Here is a 20301-nt window from a genome sequence, read left to right as displayed (position 1 = left end):
TACGTTGCCCCCCTCTGTCCTGCCGGACATCTCCTCCACAAGGGGGGAGATCAGCCAATCGCGTATGGAGGAGCGCCAGGCTCTCACGCCGTTCACCCCACCAGGATCTTCTCGATGGCCGGGCGGTCAAGGCCCTTGAGGCCGATCACCACGAGTCGCGAGCGGCGGTCGTCGGCGGCGGTCCAGGCGCGGTCGTAATAGTGATTGACGCGCGGGCCGACGGCCTGGACGAGAAGGCGCATCGGCTTGCCGCCGACCTCGACGAAACCCTTCACCCGCAGCACGTTTTCCTGCTCGGCGGCCGCCGAGACGCGCGAAGCGAGGTCGTCGGGGCTGGAAATCGAGGGAATGTCGATGATGAAGCTGTCGAAATCGTCGTGCTCGTGGTCGAGTTCGTCGTCGTGATGCGTCTTGCGGTTCTCGATGTCGTCCTCGACGGCCAGGCCGAGGCCAAGCAGGATCGAGGGATCGATGATGCCGTTCGAGGCCGGCACGATCTTGACGGCGCGCTGCAGATGTTCGCCGATGATCGCATTGGCGCGCGCCGCGCCGGCGGCGTCGATGAGGTCGCTCTTGGACAGGATGATGAGATCGGCGCAGGCGACCTGGTCCTCGAAGACTTCCTCCACCGGATCGTCATGGTCCAGCGACTCGTCGGCGGCGCGCTGGGCTGTCAGCGCATCCATGTCGGAAGCAACCTTGCCGTCGGCAAGGGCTGCGCCATCGACCACGGCGATGACGCCGTCCACGGTCACGCGGCTCTTTACCGTAGGCCACTGGAAGGCCTGGACCAGCGGTTTGGGCAAAGCCAGGCCGGAGGTCTCTATAAGAATGTGATCGACCTTCGGCGTGCGCGACAGGATCTGGTCGAGCGCCGGCACGAAGTCGTCGGCCACGGTGCAGCAGATGCAGCCATTGGCCAGTTCGACGATGTTTTCCTCCGGGCAGGCGTCGATGCCGCAGCCCTTGAGGATCTCGCCATCGACGCCGACATCGCCGAATTCGTTGACGATGAGGGCAAGCCGCTTGCCGCCGGCATTTTCGAGGATGTGGCGGATCAGCGTCGTCTTGCCGGCGCCGAGGAAGCCGGTGATGACGGTGCAGGGAACGCGGGCGGTGGAAGCGGTCATGAAATGTCCTTGAGGGCGTCGAGGGGAGGGATGCGGGCGACGAGGCCGCGCTTCAGCGAATCGGGGCGGCCGCGCCACGGGATAAGGCCGTCATCGGAAGTGGCGAAGAGTTTTGCGCCGGCAATCAGGTCCGGGCCGCTGTCGGCGTTGAGGTCGCCGAAGACATAGCTCCAGTGGCCGTCGCGCAGCAGGGCGGCGCTGAGCCGGCGCTTGCAGTTGCCGAGGCAATCGACCTGGCGCACCGTGACGCTCTCGTCGGCGGCGGCCAGCGTGCTTTCGGCAAGCAGGGCGCCGGCGCGCGGGTGGGCATCGGAGCCGGTCTCGTTGCGGCAGGAGGCGCAGACGACAATGGTCACCTCCGCCTGGTCGGCGGATGCGGCTGCGGGTACCCCTTGCGGGGAAATCGGGTCGATCTTCAAAACGCGCTCCTTGTCCGGGACACCCGCCGGACGGTCGGATCAGTATCGTTGACGGCAGGTCTCCTGGCTCGCGGGTCTCAGCCCTTGCCGCCTTCCCGGAACTTTTCCAGTGGCTTTCGGCGCAGGCTCGTCGCTTACAGTTGCGGGGACAGCCGCGGCGTTGGGCAGTTTGCCCGCACCGCATTCCCTCTTAGCTCCTCCCGTTGCGGAGAGGAGACCGTCGATCAGGGATTTAGGCTTGGCGGCCCGTGCGTGTCAACGCGCGGAAGCGACCTCGGACATCGCAATCCGGCCGTGGACGGTTTAGGCCAATGCCGCCAGCGCCGGTCCGAGGTCGCCTTTCGGCACGATCTCCATGCGTTCCAGGCCGAGCCATGCCTGCATCAGGCGGAACTCTTCCAGCATTTCAGCGGCGGTCTCGGGCGGCGCGCCGGGCTCGGCGTAGGTGGCGAGCACGCGCAACACGCCGGCCGGGCGGTCGGCCTTGACGTCGGCGCGCGCGACGATGGTGTCGCCGAGCAGGAAGGGCAGGACGTAGTAGCCGTACTGCCGCTTTTCCGCCGGCGTGTAGATCTCGATGCGGTAGCGGAAATCGAACAGGCGCTCAGCGCGCGAGCGCTCGAAGACCAGCGGGTCGAAGGGGGCGAGCAGGGCGCGGGCGCGAATCCTGCGCGGCAGGCGGGCATCCTTGTGCAGGTAGGCGGGCTGCTTCCAGCCCCTAACGGCGACTGGCAGGAGTTCGCCTTCCTCGACCAGTTCCTCCAGCCGCCCCTTCATGTCGGCCGGCGAGAGGCGGAAATAGTCGCGCAGGTCGCTGTGGGTGGCGATGCCCAGCGCCCGGGCCGAGATGCGCAGCAATTCGCGGTGGGCGTCGGCGGGGGCGGGGACGGGGGCGTCGAAGATGTCCCTTGGGATGACACGCTCGGGCAGGTCGTAGAGGCGCTGGAAGCCGCGGCGCGAATGGGTGGTGATGCGGCCGGCCCAGAACAGCCATTCGAAGGCGTGCTTCTCGTCGCTCCAGCCCCACCAGCCGCCGGAGCCCTTCGCGCCGTCGATCTCGGAAGCGGCCATGGGTCCGCGGTCGGCGACATGGCGGTAGATTTCTTCGATCAGGCCGGCGCGCTCGCGGCCGAATCTCGCCAGCCCGCCATAGATGCCCTCGTTGCCGGCGGCGCGCTGCATGCGCCACTGCATCAGCGGCCAAGTCTCGACCGGCAGGAAGGAGGCTTCGTGCGCCCAGTATTCGAAGAGACGCCGCTTGCGGCCGATGGCGGCCTCGTCGAGCACGGCCATCTGGTAGGGCCCGAGACGCGAGAAGAGCGGCATGTAGTGGGCCCGCACCACGGCGCTGACCGAATCGATCTGCAGCAGGCCGAGTCGGGAAAGCACGCGGTTAAGGTGGCGGCGGTTGATCTCGCCGGTCGGTCGGGCTTCGCCAAAACCCTGCGCGGCGAGCGCGATGCGGCGAACGAGCGGGAGCGGGAGGGTTTCCTTCATCGGCGGCACGGGCTTTCGGATCGGACCTGTTCTGCTGTCGGAGACGCGGGAGAATCGCCTCCCGAGGCGCCGAGACTAGCAGCGGCGCGGCAAGGATGTGTCAGGAGAGATAAGTGGAAAAAGGTTGTAGAGAAAGCGCCAATGCGTGCGTTATCGAAAATGCCGTGCGGCGGCCGTGCCGAGGTCCCATTTCGGACAAGGTTTGACTTGCTTCACCCGGAGCGCTGCGCTAACCCTCGCCGCAATGCAGCATGAACCCTTGGGCCTGCCCCAGGGGTAATCTGTCACGCTTCCAGATTAGGGTATCGTGCTGTAGATCAGGTTGGAGTGGTACCAACGGAACCGCGGCATGAATTCACTTCTGGTTTCATATCTGCCCATCGTCATCTTCATCGGCGTCGCCCTCGTGGTCGGCATCGCGCTGATCGCGGCGCCCTTCCTTGTTGCCTACCGCAATCCCGATCCTGAGAAGCTGTCCGCTTACGAGTGCGGATTCAACTCTTTCGACGACGCGCGCATGAAGTTCGACGTGCGCTTCTACCTGGTGTCGATCCTGTTCATCATCTTCGATCTCGAAGTGGCCTTCCTGTTTCCATGGGCAGTGTCGTTCGGGAAGATCGGCATGCTGGGCTTCTGGTCGATGATGGTCTTCCTTGGTGTGCTGACCATCGGCTTCATCTACGAATGGAAGAAGGGAGCGCTCGAATGGGATTGAGCCCCAACACGCTGGTCGCCCCCAAGCCGAAGGGCATCATCGATCCGACCACCGGCAAGCCGATCGGGTCGGACGACCGCTTCTTCGGCGACCTCAACGAGGAACTGTCCGACAAGGGCTTTCTCGTTACCTCGTCGGAAGCCCTGGTCACGTGGGCGCGCACCGGCTCGCTGATGTGGATGACCTTCGGCCTCGCCTGCTGCGCTGTCGAGATGATGCACATCTCGATGCCGCGCTACGACGCCGAGCGCTTCGGCATCGCGCCGCGCGCCTCGCCGCGCCAGTCGGACGTGATGATCGTTGCCGGCACGCTGACCAACAAGATGGCGCCGGCCCTGCGCAAGGTCTACGACCAGATGCCGGAGCCGCGCTACGTCATCTCGATGGGCTCGTGCGCCAATGGCGGCGGCTACTACCACTATTCCTACGCGGTGGTGCGCGGCTGCGACCGGGTGGTGCCGGTCGACATCTACGTGCCCGGCTGCCCGCCGACCGCGGAGGCGCTGCTCTACGGCATCCTGATGCTGCAGAAGAAGATCCGCCGCACCGGCACGATCGAGCGGTGAGGGGATGAGCGACGTGCTGAACAGCCTTGCGGCGCATATCACCGGCAAGCTCGGCGACAAGATCGTCAGCGCCGACATCGCCTATGGCGAACTGACGCTGCATGCGGGCGCCGAGAACATCGTTCCCGTGCTGACCTTCCTGCGCGATGACACGAAATGCCGTTTCATCTCGATCATCGACGTCTGCGGCGTCGACTACCCGTCGCGCCCGCAGCGCTTCGATGTGGTCTACCACCTGCTGTCGCCGACCAAGAACACGCGCATCCGCATCAAGGCCATGACGGACGAGGAGACGCCGGTGCCGTCGGTGACGGGCGTATTCCCCGGCGCCGACTGGTTCGAGCGCGAGGCCTACGACCTCTACGGCATCCTGTTCTCGGGCCATCCGGACCTCAGGCGCCTGTTGACCGATTACGGCTTCGACGGCCACCCGCTGCGCAAGGATTTCCCGCTCACCGGTTTCGTCGAGGTCCGCTACGACGACGAGGTGAAGCGCGTCGTCTATGAGCCGGTCGAGCTGAAGCAGGAGTTCCGCAATTTTGATTTCCTCTCGCCATGGGAAGGCACGGACTACGTGCTGCCGGGCGACGAGAAGGCGAAGCAGTGATGGCTGAAACTTCCGTCCGCAACTTCAACATCAATTTCGGACCGCAGCATCCGGCGGCGCACGGCGTGCTGCGCCTCGTGCTGGAGCTCGACGGCGAGGTTGTCGATCGCGTCGATCCGCATATCGGCCTGCTGCATCGCGGCACCGAGAAGCTGATCGAGCAGAAGACCTACCTGCAGGCGATCCCCTATTTCGATCGCCTCGACTATGTCGCGCCGATGAACCAGGAACATGCCTTCTCGCTCGCCATCGAGCGCCTGATGGGCATCGACGTGCCGAAGCGCGGCCAGCTGATCCGCGTGCTGTATTCCGAGATCGGCCGCATCCTGTCGCATCTGCTCAACGTCACCACGCAGGCGCTGGACGTCGGCGCGCTGACGCCGCCGCTCTGGGGCTTCGAGGAACGCGAGAAACTGATGGTGTTTTATGAGCGGGCCTCCGGCTCGCGCATGCATGCCGCCTATTTCCGCCCCGGCGGCGTCCACGAGGACCTGCCGGAGAAGCTCGTCGAGGACATCGGCAAGTGGATCGACCCGTTTCTCAAGACGGTCGATGATCTCGACAATCTCCTGACGCCAAACCGCATCTTCAAGCAGCGCAACGTCGATATCGGCGTGGTGACGCTGGAAGATGCCTGGGCCTGGGGCTTTTCGGGCGTCATGGTGCGCGGCTCGGGCGCTGCCTGGGACCTGCGCAAGTCGCAGCCCTACGAGTGCTATTCGGAACTCGATTTCGACATCCCGATCGGCAAGAACGGCGACTGCTACGACCGCTACCTGATCCGCGTCGAGGAGATGCGCCAGTCGGCCGAGATCATGCGCCAGTGCGTCAACCTGCTGCTCGGCAAGGAGAAGGTCGGACCGGTATCCAACCTCGACGGCAAGGTCGTGCCGCCGAACCGCGCCGCGATGAAGCGGTCGATGGAAGCGCTGATCCACCACTTCAAGCTCTATACCGAGGGCTACCACGTGCCGGCCGGCGAGGTTTACGCCGCGGTCGAGGCGCCGAAGGGCGAGTTCGGCGTCTATCTGGTCGCCGACGGCACGAACAAGCCCTATCGCTGCAAGCTGCGGGCGCCGGGTTTTGCGCACCTGCAGGCGATGGATTTCATCTGCCGCGGCCACATGCTGGCAGACGTCTCCGCCGTTCTCGGCTCCCTCGACATCGTGTTTGGTGAGGTCGATCGTTAAATGTCAGTACGCCGACTAGCAGATGCATCCGAACAGCCTGAAGGTTTCGCGTTCAACCGCGTGAACCGCACCTGGGCTGCCGAGACGGTGAAGAAGTATCCGAAGGGACGCCAGCAGTCGGCGGTCATCCCGCTGATGATGCGCGCCCAGGAGCAGGAAGGCTGGCTGACCAAGCCGGCGATCGAAGCGATCGCCGACATGCTCGACATGCCCTACATCCGGGCGCTGGAAGTCGCGACCTTCTACACGCAGTTCCAGCTGAAGCCGGTCGGCCGGCGCGCCCATGTGCAGGTCTGCGGCACGACACCCTGCATGCTGCGCGGCGCCGAAGGGTTGATGGACGTCTGCCGCAGCAAGATCCATCCCGAGCAGTTCCATACCAACGAGCGTGGCATGCTGTCTTGGGAAGAGGTCGAGTGCCTCGGCGCCTGCGTCAACGCGCCGATGGTCATGATCTTCAAGGATACCTACGAGGACCTGACGCCGGAACGGCTGGAAGAGATCATCGACCAGTTTGCGATGGGCAAGGGCGTGCACGTGCCGGTCGGACCGCAGAGCGGCCGCAAGGTTTCGGAGCCGCTGCCGGGCCTGACGTCGCTGACTGACGAGAAGGCCGTGACCAAGCAGGGCCGCAAGGCGAAGGCCGCGAAGCCGGCAGCCGCCGAGGATTCGGCCGCAGTGCCGCCGTCAAAGGCGGCCAAGCCGAAGACGCGTGCTGCCGAGACCAACGGGGCGGTGAAGTCCCCGTCGCCGGTCAAGGCCAACCAGCAGACCGAGAAGAAGGAGAGCGTCGCAGCGCCGCTGTTCGACCCGGTGGCCGCCAACAAGGCGTCGCCGGCCGTCGAGAAGGTCGACAAGCAGCGCAAGTCGCCGATCACCAAGTCGGGAGAGGTGGCACACAAGTCGCCGGAACTGCTGCGCGGCGAGCCGATCGGCGCTGCCCGCAAGAAGTCCGTGGCGAGCGACAAGCCGTCGCTGTCGGACGCCAACCGTCCACCGAAGATCGATGCGCCCGCCACGCCTGACAATCTCAAGCTGATTTCGGGAGTAGGCCCGGTGCTCGAGGGCATTCTCCATTCGCTCGGCATCTACACGTTTGCGCAGGTCGCCGCCTGGACCAAGGCCGAGCGCGACTGGGTCGACGGCTATCTGAATTTCAAGGGCCGCATCGACCGCGACGACTGGGTCAAGCAGGCTGATGCGCTCGCCAAGGGCGAAGACGAATATCTCCGCGTCTTCGGCAAGAAACCGGTCTGAGGAACGATCATGCTTCAGGATAAAGACCGCATCTTCAACAATATCTACGGCATGTTCGACCGTTCGCTGCAGGGCGCGATGGCGCGCGGGCACTGGGACGGCACGGCCGGCCTCGTCGCCAAGGGGCGCGACTGGATCGTCAACGAGATGAAGGCGTCGGGCCTGCGCGGCCGCGGCGGCGCCGGCTTCCCGACCGGCCTGAAGTGGTCGTTCATGCCCAAGCAGAGCGACGGTCGGCCGAGCTATCTGGTCCTCAATGCCGACGAGTCGGAGCCCGGCACCTGCAAGGACCGCGACATCCTGCGCCACGACCCGCACACGCTGGTCGAAGGCTGCCTGCTCGCCGGCTTCGCCATGGGCGCGGTCGCGGCCTACATCTATGTGCGCGGCGAGTTCATCCGCGAGCGCGAAGCGCTGCAGCGCGCCATCGACGAGGCCTACGAGGCGCGGCTGATCGGCAAGAACAACATCAACGGCTACGACTTCGAGATCTACGTCCACCATGGCGCGGGCGCCTATATCTGCGGCGAGGAGACAGCGCTGCTGGAAAGCCTCGAGGGCAAGAAGGGCCAGCCGCGCCTGAAGCCGCCATTCCCTGCCAATGTCGGCCTCTATGGCTGCCCGACCACGGTCAACAATGTCGAGTCGATCGCGGTGGCGCCGACCATCCTGCGCCGCGGCGCTTCATGGTTCTCGTCCTTCGGCCGTCCGAACAATGTCGGTACCAAGCTGTTCTGCATCTCCGGGCACGTCAACAATCCGTGCACCGTCGAGGAGGCGATGTCGATCCCGTTCCGCGAGCTGATCGAAACGCATTGCGGCGGCATCCGCGGCGGCTGGGACAATCTCCTGGCGGTCATCCCGGGAGGCGCCTCGGTGCCGCTGGTGCCGGCCGAGCAGATCATCGACGCGCCGATGGATTTCGACGCGCTGCGCGACCTGAAGTCGGGCCTCGGCACGGCGGCGGTCATCGTGATGGACAAGTCGACCGACATCGTGAAGGCCATCGCCAGGCTCTCCTACTTCTACAAGCACGAGAGCTGCGGCCAGTGCACGCCGTGCCGCGAAGGCACCGGCTGGATGTGGCGGGTGATGGAACGGCTGGTGCGCGGCGAGGCGCAGAAGCGCGAAATCGACATGCTGCTCGACGTCACCAAGCAGGTGGAAGGCCACACGATCTGCGCGCTGGGCGACGCGGCTGCCTGGCCGATCCAGGGCCTGATGCGGCATTTCCGCGGCGAGGTTGAGCGGCGCATCGACGAGTTCTCGCGCAACGCGCACAACGCCGAACCGGTTCTGGTGGCGGCGGAATAGAATAAGCGAAAGTGCGGGCCACAAGGTCCGATCTGGAAACGAAGCAAGGCGGGGATACGGAACCAACACGACGAGGAGAGACCAATGTCGATGTTTTCCACACCCGATGAGTTGCAGAGCGAATTGAAGACGCTGGAGACGATGAGAAGCGAAATGTCGGAAAAGCTATCCAAGGAGATGAGCAGCGCAGTCAACCTGCTGGCGCATCCCATGGCCGGTGCTGCCGCCATGTCGGCGCTCGGGACCGGGCTGGCGTTCCATGCGCTCGGCGTATGGATGGGCGCGTTCCAGGGCGCGACGGAAGCCGCACAGCGGCTCTATTCGCCGATCTATGACGACCTGCCGGGCGATGCCAAGTCGTTCGCCGGCAAGCCACGGTCGCCCGCCACCAAGGCGAAGTCGACGACCAGGAAGATGATGGACGAGGCGCGCTCGGCGGCGGACGAGATCGTCGGCGGCGCTGACGTCGTGGAACTGAAGCCGGCAGCCGATGTCGAAACCAGAACGGTCGAGGTGCCGGTCGAGGCGAAGGCAGCCGCGGCCGAACTGATGCCGGAGGATTTCCATCAGCCCAAGGCGATGGAAAAGCCCGCGGCGCCGGATGACCTGAAGGCGATTTCGGGCGTCGGTCCGAAGCTTGAGGCGGTGCTGAACGGGCTCGGCGTCTGGACCTACGACCAGATCGCCGGCTGGAGCGAGCCGGAGATTGCCTGGGTCGACGACTATCTTTCGTTCAAGGGCAGGATCGCCCGCGACAACTGGCTGGGGCAGGCGAAGGCGCTTGCGGCCGGACCGAAGCAGTGAATTGACATTCCGGGTGCCGGACGGGCACCCGGTGACGGAGTTTGCGGGCTGACCGCAGGGGTTTGAGGCGATATGGCGAAGCTGAAGGTCGACGGGAAAGAGATCGAGGTACCCGATCACTACACGCTGCTGCAGGCAGCGGAGGATGCGGGCGCGGAGATTCCGCGCTTCTGCTTCCACGAGCGGCTGTCGATCGCCGGCAATTGCCGCATGTGCCTGGTCGAGGTGAAGGGCGGACCGCCCAAGCCGGCGGCCTCCTGCGCCATGGGCGTGCGCGACCTGCGCCCCGGCCCGAACGGCGAGACGCCGGAAATCTTCACCAACACGCCGATGGTCAAGAAGGCCCGCGAAGGCGTGATGGAGTTCCTGCTCATCAACCATCCGCTGGATTGCCCGATCTGCGACCAGGGCGGCGAGTGCGACCTGCAGGATCAGGCGATGGCCTTCGGCGTCGACTCCTCGCGCTACCAGGAAAACAAGCGCGCGGTCGAGGACAAGTACATCGGCCCGCTGGTCAAGACGATCATGAACCGCTGCATCCACTGCACGCGGTGCGTTCGCTTCACCACCGAGGTGGCGGGCATTTCCGAGCTCGGCCTGATCGGCCGCGGCGAGGATGCCGAGATCACCACCTATCTCGAAAGCGCGATGACGTCGGAACTGCAGGGCAATGTCATCGACCTGTGCCCGGTCGGCGCGCTGACCTCCAAGCCTTACGCATTCCAGGCGCGTCCCTGGGAATTGACCAAGACCGAATCCATCGACGTGATGGACGCGGTCGGGTCCGCCATCCGCGTCGACTCGCGCGGCCGCGAAGTGATGCGCATCATGCCGCGCATCAACGAGCAGGTGAACGAGGAGTGGATTTCCGACAAGACCCGCTTCATCTGGGACGGGCTGCGCTCGCAGCGCCTCGACCGGCCCTATGTGCGCAAGGGATCGAAGCTGGTGCCGGCAAGCTGGCCGGAAGCCTTCGACGCCATTCGCAAGGCCGTCGGCAAGGCCAAGCCGGAGCGCATCGGCGCGATCGCCGGCGATCTCGCAACCGTCGAGGAAATGTACGCGCTGAAGCTGCTGATGCAGTCGCTCGGCTCCGAAAACATCGACTGCCGGCAGGACGGCGCCGCTCTCGACCCGGCGCTTGGCCGCGCCAGCTACATCTTCAACCCGACCATCGAGGGCATCGAGCAGGCCGACGCGGTGCTGATCATCGGCGCCAATCCGCGCTTCGAGGCCTCGGTGCTCAATGCACGCATCCGCAAGCGCTGGAAGCAGGGCGACCTGCCGGTCGGCGTGATCGGCGAGGTCGGCGACCTGCGCTACGACTACGAGCAGCTCGGTGCCGGGCCTGAATCGCTGAAGACGCTGGCAGACGGCAGCGGCAGCTTCTTCAGGAAGCTGAAGGCGGCAAGCCGGCCGATGATCATCGTCGGGCAGGGCGCCATCTCGCGCTCCGACGGCGCGGCCATTCTCGGCCAGGCGGCGAAGCTCGCCCAGGCAGTCGAAGCGGTGACCGACGCGTGGAACGGCTTTGCCGTGCTGCACACGGCGGCTGCGCGCGTTGGCGGCCTCGATGTCGGCTTCGTGCCCGGCAAGGGCGGCAAGAACGTTTCCGGCATGCTGGGCGACAGCGACGTGCTGTTCCTGCTTGGCGCCGACGAGGTCGACATGGGCCAGACCGGCGGCGCCTTCGTCGTCTATACCGGCACGCATGGCGACGCCGGCGCGCACCGCGCCAACGTCATCCTGCCGGGCGCAGCCTACACCGAGAAATCCGGCACCTACGTCAATACAGAGGGCCGGGTGCAGCAGACCAACCGAGCCGGCTTCGCGCCGGGCGAGGCCAAGGAAGACTGGGCGATCCTGCGCGCGCTGTCGGATGCGCTTGGCCACAAGCTGCCGTTCGATTCGCTTGCCGAACTCAGGCGCAAGCTCTACGGCGAATTCCCGCATCTCGGCCGCATCGACCAGATCGCGGCAGGCGAGGGCGGCGACATCGCCAGGCTCGCGCGCACCGGCGGCCGCCTGAACAAGGGCGTCTTCGCTTCACCGGTCAAGGATTTCTACCTGACCAACCCGATCGCGCGGGCTTCCGCGGTCATGGCCGAATGCTCGGCCCTGGCCAGGGGCGGCTTCAAGCAGGCCGCGGAGTAGGTCGATGGAATCCTTCTTCTCATTCTACGTGCTGCCGGCACTGATCATCCTGTTGAAGTCGGTCGTGCTGATCGTCGTCCTGCTGATCTTCGTCGCCTATATCCTCTATGCCGACCGCAAGATCTGGGCGGCGGTGCAGTTGCGCCGCGGACCGAACGTGGTCGGTCCCTGGGGCCTGCTGCAGGCCTTTGCCGACCTGTTGAAGTTCGTCTTCAAGGAACCGGTCATCCCGTCAGGCGCCAACAAGGGCGTGTTCCTGCTGGCACCGCTGGTGTCGGCCGTGCTGGCGCTTGCCGCCTGGGCGGTGATCCCGGTCGACGAGGGCTGGGGCATCGCCAACGTCAATGTCGGCATCCTCTACGTCTTCGCCATCTCCTCGCTCGAGGTCTATGGCGTGATCATGGGCGGCTGGGCGTCGAACTCGAAATACCCGTTCCTCGGTGCGCTGCGCTCGGCCGCACAGATGGTGTCCTACGAAGTCTCGATCGGCTTCGTCATCGTCACCGTGCTCTTGTGCGTCGGCTCGCTCAACCTGACCGACATCGTGCTGTCGCAGCGCGACGGGCTCGGCACCATGCTCGGCCTGCCCAACACGCTGCTCGACTGGCACTGGCTGGCGCTGTTCCCGATGTTCGTCATCTTCTTCATCTCGGCGCTGGCCGAGACGAACCGGCCGCCCTTCGACCTTGTCGAGGCCGAATCGGAACTCGTCGCCGGCCACATGATCGAATATTCCTCGACGCCGTTCCTGCTGTTCTTCCTCGGCGAGTATGTGGCGATCGTGCTGATGTGCGCGCTGACGACGATCCTGTTCCTCGGCGGCTGGCTGCCCCCGTTCGACTTCGCGCCCTTCACCTGGGTGCCGGGCGTCATCTGGTTCGTGCTCAAGGTCTGCATGGTGTTCTTCATGATCTCCATGGTGAAGGCCTTCGTGCCGCGCTACCGCTACGACCAGCTGATGCGGCTGGGCTGGAAGGTCTTCCTGCCGATCTCGCTGTTCATGGTCATCGCCACCGCGGCCTTCCTCAAGATCACGGGGCTTGCCTGATGAGCGCAAACATTCTGGGCGCTGCCTGGTTGGGCTTTGGCACCTTGATCGGTTGGTTCCTGCTTCACAAGACGAAGCTTTTGGACAGGGCGCCCATGAATTTCGGCCTCACCGCAGATGACCTGCGGCAAAACTTCAAATATCTGGTTGCCGCCGCCGTTTGTGCCGGGGCAGTTGTCGGATGGAATGGTGGGTCAATATTGTTCGGAGCAGACAAATGAGCGCACTCGCACAAGCCGCCAAGTCGCTGCTGCTCGCCGAATTCGTCGGCGCCTTCTTCCTGTCGATGCGGCAGTTCTTCGCGCCGAAGGCGACGCTGAACTATCCGCACGAGAAGGGGCCGCTCAGCCCGCGCTTTCGCGGCGAGCACGCGCTGCGCCGCTATCCGAACGGCGAGGAACGCTGCATTGCCTGCAAGCTGTGCGAGGCGATCTGCCCGGCGCAGGCGATCACCATCGAGGCCGGACCGCGCCGCAACGACGGCACGCGTCGCACCGTGCGCTACGACATCGACATGGTGAAGTGCATCTATTGCGGCTTCTGCCAGGAAGCCTGCCCGGTCGACGCCATCGTCGAGGGGCCGAATTTCGAGTTCGCGACGGAGACGCGCGAAGAGCTTTACTACGACAAGGACAAGCTGCTCGCCAATGGCGACCGGTGGGAGCGGGAACTGGCGCGCAACATCGCTTTGGATGCGCCGTATCGCTGAAGTTTGAACGATGGACGGGGCGGGACGCCTCGTCTAAGGAACACGCGGCTTTGTCGACCGGAGGCGGGGGCAAGGACCACAAACGGACAGGGCGTGCTTCGCGTCTTGACCGAACAGGATAACCGGGGGAACCCATGCTCAACGGACTGGAAGCGGTATTTTTCTACCTCTTCGCCTTTATCGCGATCGGATCGGCCTTCATGGTCATTTCCGCGCGCAACCCCGTGCATTCGGTGCTGTTCCTGATCCTGACCTTCGTCAACGCGGCCGGCCTGTTCCTGCTGACCGGGGCCGAGTTCCTGGCTATGATCCTGCTCGTCGTCTATGTCGGCGCGGTGGCGGTGCTGTTCCTGTTCGTCGTCATGATGCTCGACGTCGACTTCGCTGAACTGAAGAGCGGCGCGCTGCAATATGCGCCTATCGGCGCGGTGGTGGGGCTGATTCTGGCGGCAGAACTGATCGTGGTAACTGGCGGCTACGCGTTTGCGCCGCAGCTTGCCTCGACGATCTCGCAGCCGACCCCGGACATCGCCACGCGCCACAACACGGCAGCACTCGGCGACATCCTCTATACGGACTACCTCTTCTACTTCCAGATCGCCGGACTGGTTCTGCTGGTCGCCATGATCGGCGCCATCGTGCTGACGCTGCGCCACAAGCCGGGCGTCAAGCGCCAGAACATCTCGGCCCAGGTTGCGCGCACGCCGGCCACCGCGATCGAGGTCAAGAAGGTCGAGACGGGCAAGGGCATCTGACGATGACGGTTGATATTGCACATTTCCTCACGGTGTCGGCGATCCTGTTCACGCTCGGCGTGTTTGGCATCTTCCTGAACCGTAAGAACGTCATCGTCATCCTGATGTCGGTCGAACTCATCCTGCTCGCCGTTAACATCAATTTCGTCGCCTTCTCGGCAGCGCTCGGCGACCTTGTCGGCCAGGTGTTCGCCCTGTTCGTGCTGACGGTGGCCGCCGCGGAAGCCGCGATCGGCCTTGCCATTCTCGTCGTATTCTTCCGCAACCGCGGCTCCATCGCGGTCGAAGACGTGAACATGATGAAGGGTTGAGATGTACCAGGCCATCGTCTTTCTCCCCCTTGTCGGGTTCCTGATCGTCGGACTGTTCGGCAACTCGCTCGGCGCCAAGGCGTCCGAGTACATCACCAGCGGTCTGATGATCGTCGTTGCGGTGCTGTCGTGGATCGCCTTCTTCACCGTCGCCTTCGGCGAGGGCGAAGCCTTTGTCGTGCCGGTGATGCGCTGGATCGAATCGGGCGGCCTGCAGGCCGACTGGGCATTGAGGATCGACACGCTGACGGTAGTCATGCTGGTCGTCGTCAACACGGTGTCGACGCTGGTCCACATCTACTCGATCGGCTACATGCACCACGATCCGCACAGGCCGCGCTTCTTCGCCTACCTGTCGCTGTTCACCTTCGCCATGCTGATGCTGGTGACCTCCGACAACCTGGTGCAGATGTTCTTCGGCTGGGAGGGCGTCGGCCTCGCCTCCTACCTGCTAATCGGGTTCTGGTACAAGAAGCCGTCCGCCAACGCCGCCGCCATCAAGGCCTTCGTGGTCAACCGCGTCGGCGACTTCGGCTTCGCGCTCGGCATCTTCGGTGTCTTCGTGCTGTTCGGCTCGGTCAATCTCGGCACCATCTTCGCCAATGCGTCGACCTTCCTGCCGGCTGGCGGACATGGCGCGGAGGGCGTGGCTGCCGAAGCAGCCGCCCATGGCGAGGCGGTCCTCACCTTCCTCGGCTACGCGCTCGACAAGCAGTCGGCGCTGACGATCGTCTGCCTGCTGCTCCTGATGGGCGCCATGGGCAAGTCGGCGCAGGTGCCGCTGCACACCTGGCTGCCCGACGCCATGGAAGGCCCGACACCGGTTTCGGCGCTGATCCATGCCGCCACCATGGTGACGGCCGGCGTGTTCATGCTGGCGCGCCTGTCGCCGATTTTCGAACTGTCGCATACAGCACTCACCGTCGTGGTCTGCGTCGGCGCCATCACCGCCTTCTTCGCCGCGACCGTCGGCCTGGTGCAGAACGACATCAAGCGCGTCATCGCCTATTCGACCTGTTCGCAGCTCGGCTACATGTTCGTGGCGCTGGGCCTCGGCTTCTACTCGGCGGCGATCTTCCACCTGTTCACGCATGCCTTCTTCAAGGCGCTCTTGTTCCTCGGTTCCGGCTCGGTGATCCATGCCGTCTCCGACGAGCAGGACATGCGCAAGATGGGCGGCCTGCGAAAGCTGATCCCCAAGACCTACTGGATGATGATCATTGGCACGCTGGCGCTGACCGGCGTCGGCATTCCGGGCACGATCATCGGCACGGCCGGCTTCTTCTCCAAGGACGCCATCATCGAAGGCGCCTTCGCCGGTCACAGCACCGTGGCGTTCTACGCCTTCTGGCTGCTGGTGATCGCCGCTGCGTTCACCAGCTTCTACTCCTGGCGGCTGATCTTCATGACGTTCCACGGGGCGCCGCGTGCCAGCCACGACGTGATGCACCACGTGCATGAGTCGCCGATGGTGATGCTGGTGCCGCTGTTCATCCTGGCTGCCGGCGCGCTCTTTGCGGGCGTCGTGTTCCACGAATATTTCGTCGGCGAGCATTATGCGGAGTTCTGGAAGGCGTCGCTGTTCACGCTGCCGGACAACCACATTCTGCATGCCATCCACGAGGTGCCGATGTGGGTGAAGCTGTCGCCCTTCGTCGCCATGGTGCTCGGCTTCCTGGTGGCCTACCAGTTCTATATCCGCTCGCCGCAGACGCCGGTGACGCTGGCCTCGCAGCACCGCTTCCTCTACCGGTTCCTGCTCAACAAGTGGTACTTCGATGAGCTCTACGACATGCTGTTCGTCAATCCGGCCAAGCGGCTGGGCAGCTTCCTGTGGAAGACCGGCGACGGCCGCATCATCGACGGCTTCGGCCCCGACGGCGTCTCGGCGCGCGTGGTCGACGTGACCAACCGCGTCGTCAAGCTGCAGACCGGTTACCTCTACCACTATGCCTTTGCCATGTTGATCGGCGTTGCCGGCCTCGTCACCTGGATGATGTTCGGGAGCTCGTTCTAGACCATGACCGACTGGCCCATTCTCTCCACGGTCACGTTCCTGCCGCTGGCTGGCGCGTTGTTCATCCTGCTGATCCGGGAGGACGGCGCGAGCGCCAAGCGCAACATGCGCGCCATCGCATTGTGGACGACGATCCTGACCTTCGTGCTCTCGCTGCTGATCTGGATCGGCTTCGACAATGCCGATCCCGGATTCCAGATGGTCGAGAAGGCCGACTGGATGGATTCCGGCATCTCCTACCATGTCGGCGTCGACGGCATCTCGATGCTGTTCGTCATCCTGACGACCTTCCTGATGCCGTTCTGCATCCTGGCGAGCTGGGAATCGATCGACAAGCGCGTGAAGGCCTACATGGTCTCGTTTCTGCTGCTGGAGACGCTGATGATCGGCGTCTTCACGGCGCTCGACATCGTGCTGTTCTACGTCTTCTTCGAGGGCGGCCTGATCCCGATGTTCATCATCATCGGCGTGTGGGGCGGCAAGCGGCGCGTCTATGCCTCGTTCAAGTTCTTCCTCTACACGCTGCTCGGCTCGGTGCTGATGCTGCTCGCCATCATGGCAATGTTCTACCAGTCCGGCACGACCGATATCCCGACGCTGCTGACACATGACTTCCCGGCCAACATGCAGACATGGCTGTGGCTCGCCTTCTTTGCCTCCTTCGCGGTGAAGATGCCGATGTGGCCGGTGCACACCTGGCTTCCCGATGCGCATGTCGAGGCGCCGACGGCCGGTTCGGTCATTCTGGCCGGCATCATGCTGAAGATGGGCGGTTACGGCCTTCTGCGCTTCTCGCTGCCGATGTTCCCGCTTGCCTCGATCGACCTCGCTCCCCTGGTCTTCGCGCTGTCGGTCATCGCCATCATCTACACCTCGCTGGTGGCGCTGATGCAGGAGGACATGAAGAAGCTGATCGCCTATTCGTCGGTCGCCCACATGGGCTACGTGACCATGGGCATCTTCGCCATGAACCAGGAAGGCGTGCAGGGCGCGATCTTCCAGATGCTGTCGCACGGCCTGGTATCGGGCGCGCTGTTCCTGTGCGTGGGCGTCGTCTACGACCGCATGCATACCCGCGAGATCGCGGCCTATGGTGGCCTGGTCAACAACATGCCGAAATACGCGGTCGCCTTCCTGATCTTCACGATGGCCAATGTCGGGCTGCCCGGCACCAGCGGCTTCATCGGCGAGTTCCTGACGCTGCTCGGCATCTTCCGGGTCAACACCTGGGTGGCGCTGTTCGCGACGACCGGCGTGATCCTGTCGGCGGCCTACGCGCTGTGGCTTTACCGCAAGGTGGTGTTCGGCGCGCTGACCAAGGAGAGCCTCGAGGGCATGCTCGACCTGTCCGCGCGCGAGAAGCTGATCCTCTATCCGCTGGTCGTGCTCGTCATCTTCTTCGGCGTCTACCCGGCGCCGATCTTCGACGCGACGGCCACTTCGGTCGAGGCGCTCGTCAACACAATCAGCATATCGCTCGACGCCGCGCATAGCGCGGTGGCGAATTTAGGGGCGAACCATGACGCCGGAACTTAGCTCAAGCCTGTCGCTCGCAATGCCGGAGCTGATCCTTGTGATCGGCGCCCTGGCCCTGCTGATGATCGGCGTGTTCTCGAGCGCGCGCGCCTACGGCATGATCAACGGGCTGGCTATCGCCATCCTGATCGCCGCAGGCGGCTGGATGGCGCTGCAGGGCGGCAGCGGCGAGGCCTTCGGTGGTGCGTTCCTCGTCGATCCCTTCGCGCATTTCATGAAGATTCTCGCGCTGACCGGCTCGGCCGCGGCGCTGCTGATGTCTGGCGTCTTCGCCAGGGAACTCAACTTCGACAAGTTCGAGTTCCCGGTGCTGGTGCTGCTGTGCACGCTCGGCATGATGCTGATGATCTCGGCCAACAGCATGATCGCGCTCTATCTCGGGCTCGAGTTGCAGTCGCTGGCCATCTACGTGCTTGCCGCCTTCAACCGCGACAATCTGCGTTCGTCGGAAGCCGGCCTGAAGTATTTCGTGCTCGGCGCGCTGTCGTCGGGCATGCTGCTTTATGGCATCAGCCTCGTCTACGGCTATACAGGCAGCGTCGGCTTCGAGCAGATTGCCGCCGCGCTCTCGGGTGCCGAACGCCAGCTCGGCCTTGTCTTCGGCCTTGTCTTCGTGCTGGCCGGACTGGCCTTCAAGATCTCGGCCGTGCCGTTCCACATGTGGACGCCGGACGTCTACGAGGGTGCGCCGACGCCGGTTACCGCCTTCCTGGCCGCGGCGCCCAAGATGGCGGCGATGGCACTCATCGTGCGCATCACCATGCAGGCCTTCGAGCCGATCGCCGCCGACTGGCAGCAGATCGTGGTGTTCATCTCGATCGCCTCAATGGTGCTCGGCTCCTTCGCGGCGATCGGGCAGCAGAACATCAAGCGGCTGATGGCCTATTCGTCGATCGGCCATATGGGCTTCGCCCTTGTCGGTCTTTCCGCCAACAGCCAGGACGGCGTGCGCGGCGTCGTCATCTACATGCTGATCTACCTGGTGATGACGCTCGGCACCTTCGCCTGCATCCTGGCGATGCGGCGCAAGGAAGGCAGCGTCGAACAGATCGGCGATCTCGCCGGCCTGTCGAGCACCAATCCGATCATGGCGACGATCCTGACGATCCTGATGTTCTCGCTGGCCGGCATCCCGCCGCTCGCCGGCTTCTGGGCCAAGTGGTACGTGTTCCTCGCCGCCATCAATGCCGGGCTCTACGCGCTGGCGGTGATCGGCGTGCTGGCCTCGGTGGTCGGCGCCTACTACTACCTGCGCATCATCAAGCTCATGTGGTTCGACGAGCCGGCCGGCAGCTTCGTGCCGATGGCGGGCTCGCTGCGGCTGGTGCTCGGCGTGTCGGGCGCCTTCGTGTTGTTCTACGTCCTGATCATCGGTCCGATCGGCACGATGGCAGAAGCCGCGGCAAGGACCTTCTTCTAGGCGATGGGCTTCGCGCTGGCTCCGACGGCCCTGTCGGATGGATACCGGCTCGAAGCGCATGAGAGTGTCGGCTCGACCAACGCGCTGGCACTCGAGCATGCGCGGGCGGGTGATCCCGGAAAGCTCTGGGTGGTTTCCAGCCGTCAGGAAAGCGGGCGTGGCCGGCGCGGTCGGGCCTGGGACACGCCGACCGGGAATCTCGCCGCCACGCTTCTCGTCGTAGACAGCCACGATCTCCGACTTGCCGCGACACTCGGCTTCGTCGCCGGGCTGGCGCTGTCGGACGCGCTGAACGCGGTCATTCCCAACGCGCGGATCTCGGTCGGCGTCGATGGCGGGCAGGGGGCCGGCGCAGGCGCACGCTTCGAGCTGAAATGGCCGAACGACGTGCTGGCCGACGGTTCAAAGCTCGCCGGGATCCTGCTCGAATCCTCGCTCATCGGCGGCGGGCGCTTCGCACTGGCGATCGGCATCGGGGTCAACGTCGTGGCGCATCCCGACGGTGTGCCTTACCCGGCAACGTCGCTGAAGGCGCTCGGGGCGAAGGTGGACGCGGAGACGCTGTTTTTGGCGCTGTCCGACGCCTGGACAGACAACAGCCGCGACTGGGACCGGGGGCAGGGCCTGTCGCGCATCCGCCAGCGCTGGCTTTCTCGCGCGGCAGGACTAGGTTCTGAGGTTGCCGTGCGCGTCGACGGAAATGTCGTGCGCGGCGTGTTCGAGACGATCGACGAGGACTGCCGCTTCGTCATAAGGGCGAACGGTGGCGACATCGTGAAAATTGCAGCGGGCGACGTGCATTTCGGCGCGGTCGCATCCGCCGGCGCTGCGTGAGGCGCCAGGAAAGGTGAA

At 64.6% G+C, this 20301-nt stretch carries 20 protein-coding genes and 1 riboswitch; of the genes, 17 read left to right on the top strand and 3 right to left on the bottom strand.

Features of this window, described 5'->3' with window-relative positions; all coding sequences use genetic code 11:
- Positions 1-92: 92 nt before the first annotated feature.
- The 3 genes from cobW to ACT2BZ_RS21505 all read right to left on the bottom strand — a co-directional run bounded on the left by cobW (position 93) and on the right by ACT2BZ_RS21505 (position 3046).
- Positions 93-1130: a cobalamin biosynthesis protein CobW gene (cobW, locus tag ACT2BZ_RS21515; RefSeq protein ID WP_457937622.1), complete on the bottom strand. Its 1038-nt coding sequence runs from the start codon at positions 1128-1130 to the stop codon at positions 93-95.
- Complete coding sequence (locus ACT2BZ_RS21510) at positions 1127-1549, bottom strand: DUF1636 family protein (protein ID WP_457937621.1); 423 nt, start codon at positions 1547-1549, stop codon at positions 1127-1129. The genes cobW and ACT2BZ_RS21510 overlap by 4 nt, the downstream gene beginning before the upstream one ends.
- 36 nt (positions 1550-1585) lie before the next feature.
- Positions 1586-1786, bottom strand: a riboswitch (cobalamin riboswitch).
- A 66-nt stretch (positions 1787-1852) separates the two neighbouring features.
- Positions 1853-3046 (bottom strand): winged helix-turn-helix domain-containing protein, encoded by a 1194-nt coding sequence (locus ACT2BZ_RS21505; RefSeq protein WP_457937620.1) that lies wholly within the window; start codon positions 3044-3046, stop codon positions 1853-1855.
- Between the two features lie 349 nt (positions 3047-3395).
- Between ACT2BZ_RS21505 and ACT2BZ_RS21500 the strand changes: the two genes are divergently transcribed.
- The 17 genes from ACT2BZ_RS21500 (at position 3396) to ACT2BZ_RS21420 (ending at position 20283) form a co-directional block, all read left to right on the top strand.
- Positions 3396-3761 carry an NADH-quinone oxidoreductase subunit A gene (locus tag ACT2BZ_RS21500; RefSeq protein ID WP_457937619.1) on the top strand — a complete coding sequence of 122 codons (366 nt, stop codon included), beginning with the start codon at positions 3396-3398 and terminating at the stop codon, positions 3759-3761.
- A complete protein-coding gene (locus tag ACT2BZ_RS21495; protein WP_457937618.1) occupies positions 3752-4327 on the top strand; it encodes a NuoB/complex I 20 kDa subunit family protein in 576 nt (191 codons plus the stop codon). The genes ACT2BZ_RS21500 and ACT2BZ_RS21495 overlap by 10 nt, the downstream gene beginning before the upstream one ends.
- Before the next feature lie 4 nt (positions 4328-4331).
- Positions 4332-4934, top strand: a complete 603-nt coding sequence (locus ACT2BZ_RS21490) for an NADH-quinone oxidoreductase subunit C (RefSeq protein ID WP_457937616.1) — start codon at positions 4332-4334, stop codon at positions 4932-4934.
- Positions 4934-6124 (top strand): NADH-quinone oxidoreductase subunit D, encoded by a 1191-nt coding sequence (locus ACT2BZ_RS21485; RefSeq protein WP_457937614.1) that lies wholly within the window; start codon positions 4934-4936, stop codon positions 6122-6124. The genes ACT2BZ_RS21490 and ACT2BZ_RS21485 overlap by 1 nt, the downstream gene beginning before the upstream one ends.
- Positions 6125-7381 carry an NADH-quinone oxidoreductase subunit E gene (locus ACT2BZ_RS21480; RefSeq protein ID WP_457937613.1) on the top strand — a complete coding sequence of 419 codons (1257 nt, stop codon included), beginning with the start codon at positions 6125-6127 and terminating at the stop codon, positions 7379-7381.
- Between the two features lie 9 nt (positions 7382-7390).
- Entirely contained in the window at positions 7391-8695 is a 1305-nt protein-coding gene (nuoF, locus tag ACT2BZ_RS21475; RefSeq protein WP_457937611.1) for an NADH-quinone oxidoreductase subunit NuoF, read from the top strand.
- An 84-nt stretch (positions 8696-8779) separates the two neighbouring features.
- The gene (locus tag ACT2BZ_RS21470; protein WP_457937609.1) at positions 8780-9499 is read left to right on the top strand and encodes an NADH-ubiquinone dehydrogenase; all 720 of its coding nucleotides are present in this window, start codon (positions 8780-8782) and stop codon (positions 9497-9499) included.
- Between the two features lie 72 nt (positions 9500-9571).
- Positions 9572-11653, top strand: coding sequence for an NADH-quinone oxidoreductase subunit NuoG (gene nuoG, locus ACT2BZ_RS21465; protein ID WP_457937607.1), 2082 nt, complete (start codon positions 9572-9574; stop codon positions 11651-11653).
- Positions 11654-11657: 4 nt separating this feature from the next.
- Positions 11658-12701 (top strand): NADH-quinone oxidoreductase subunit NuoH, encoded by a 1044-nt coding sequence (nuoH, locus tag ACT2BZ_RS21460; RefSeq protein ID WP_457937605.1) that lies wholly within the window; start codon positions 11658-11660, stop codon positions 12699-12701.
- Positions 12701-12922 (top strand): hypothetical protein, encoded by a 222-nt coding sequence (locus ACT2BZ_RS21455; protein WP_457937603.1) that lies wholly within the window; start codon positions 12701-12703, stop codon positions 12920-12922. Before nuoH ends, ACT2BZ_RS21455 begins: the two co-directional genes overlap by 1 nt.
- Positions 12919-13410 (top strand): NADH-quinone oxidoreductase subunit NuoI, encoded by a 492-nt coding sequence (gene nuoI / locus ACT2BZ_RS21450; RefSeq protein WP_457937602.1) that lies wholly within the window; start codon positions 12919-12921, stop codon positions 13408-13410. The genes ACT2BZ_RS21455 and nuoI overlap by 4 nt, the downstream gene beginning before the upstream one ends.
- Positions 13411-13544: 134 nt before the next feature.
- Positions 13545-14165: an NADH-quinone oxidoreductase subunit J gene (locus ACT2BZ_RS21445; RefSeq protein ID WP_457937600.1), complete on the top strand. Its 621-nt coding sequence runs from the start codon at positions 13545-13547 to the stop codon at positions 14163-14165.
- A gap of 2 nt (positions 14166-14167) precedes the next feature.
- On the top strand, positions 14168-14476 hold the full coding sequence (gene nuoK, locus ACT2BZ_RS21440) for an NADH-quinone oxidoreductase subunit NuoK (RefSeq protein ID WP_457937599.1): 309 nt from the start codon (positions 14168-14170) through the stop codon (positions 14474-14476).
- Position 14477: 1 nt separating this feature from the next.
- Positions 14478-16493, top strand: coding sequence for an NADH-quinone oxidoreductase subunit L (gene nuoL, locus ACT2BZ_RS21435; protein ID WP_457937597.1), 2016 nt, complete (start codon positions 14478-14480; stop codon positions 16491-16493).
- Positions 16494-16496: 3 nt separating this feature from the next.
- Positions 16497-18029 (top strand): NADH-quinone oxidoreductase subunit M, encoded by a 1533-nt coding sequence (locus tag ACT2BZ_RS21430; protein ID WP_457937595.1) that lies wholly within the window; start codon positions 16497-16499, stop codon positions 18027-18029.
- Positions 18013-19449: an NADH-quinone oxidoreductase subunit NuoN gene (gene nuoN / locus ACT2BZ_RS21425; protein ID WP_457937593.1), complete on the top strand. Its 1437-nt coding sequence runs from the start codon at positions 18013-18015 to the stop codon at positions 19447-19449. Before ACT2BZ_RS21430 ends, nuoN begins: the two co-directional genes overlap by 17 nt.
- A 3-nt stretch (positions 19450-19452) precedes the next feature.
- Positions 19453-20283 carry a biotin--[acetyl-CoA-carboxylase] ligase gene (locus ACT2BZ_RS21420; RefSeq protein WP_457937592.1) on the top strand — a complete coding sequence of 277 codons (831 nt, stop codon included), beginning with the start codon at positions 19453-19455 and terminating at the stop codon, positions 20281-20283.
- Positions 20284-20301: the final 18 nt, after the last annotated feature.

This window comes from Mesorhizobium sp. 10J20-29, from assembly GCF_054130485.1.
This window is presented reverse-complemented; position numbering and strand designations above follow the sequence as displayed.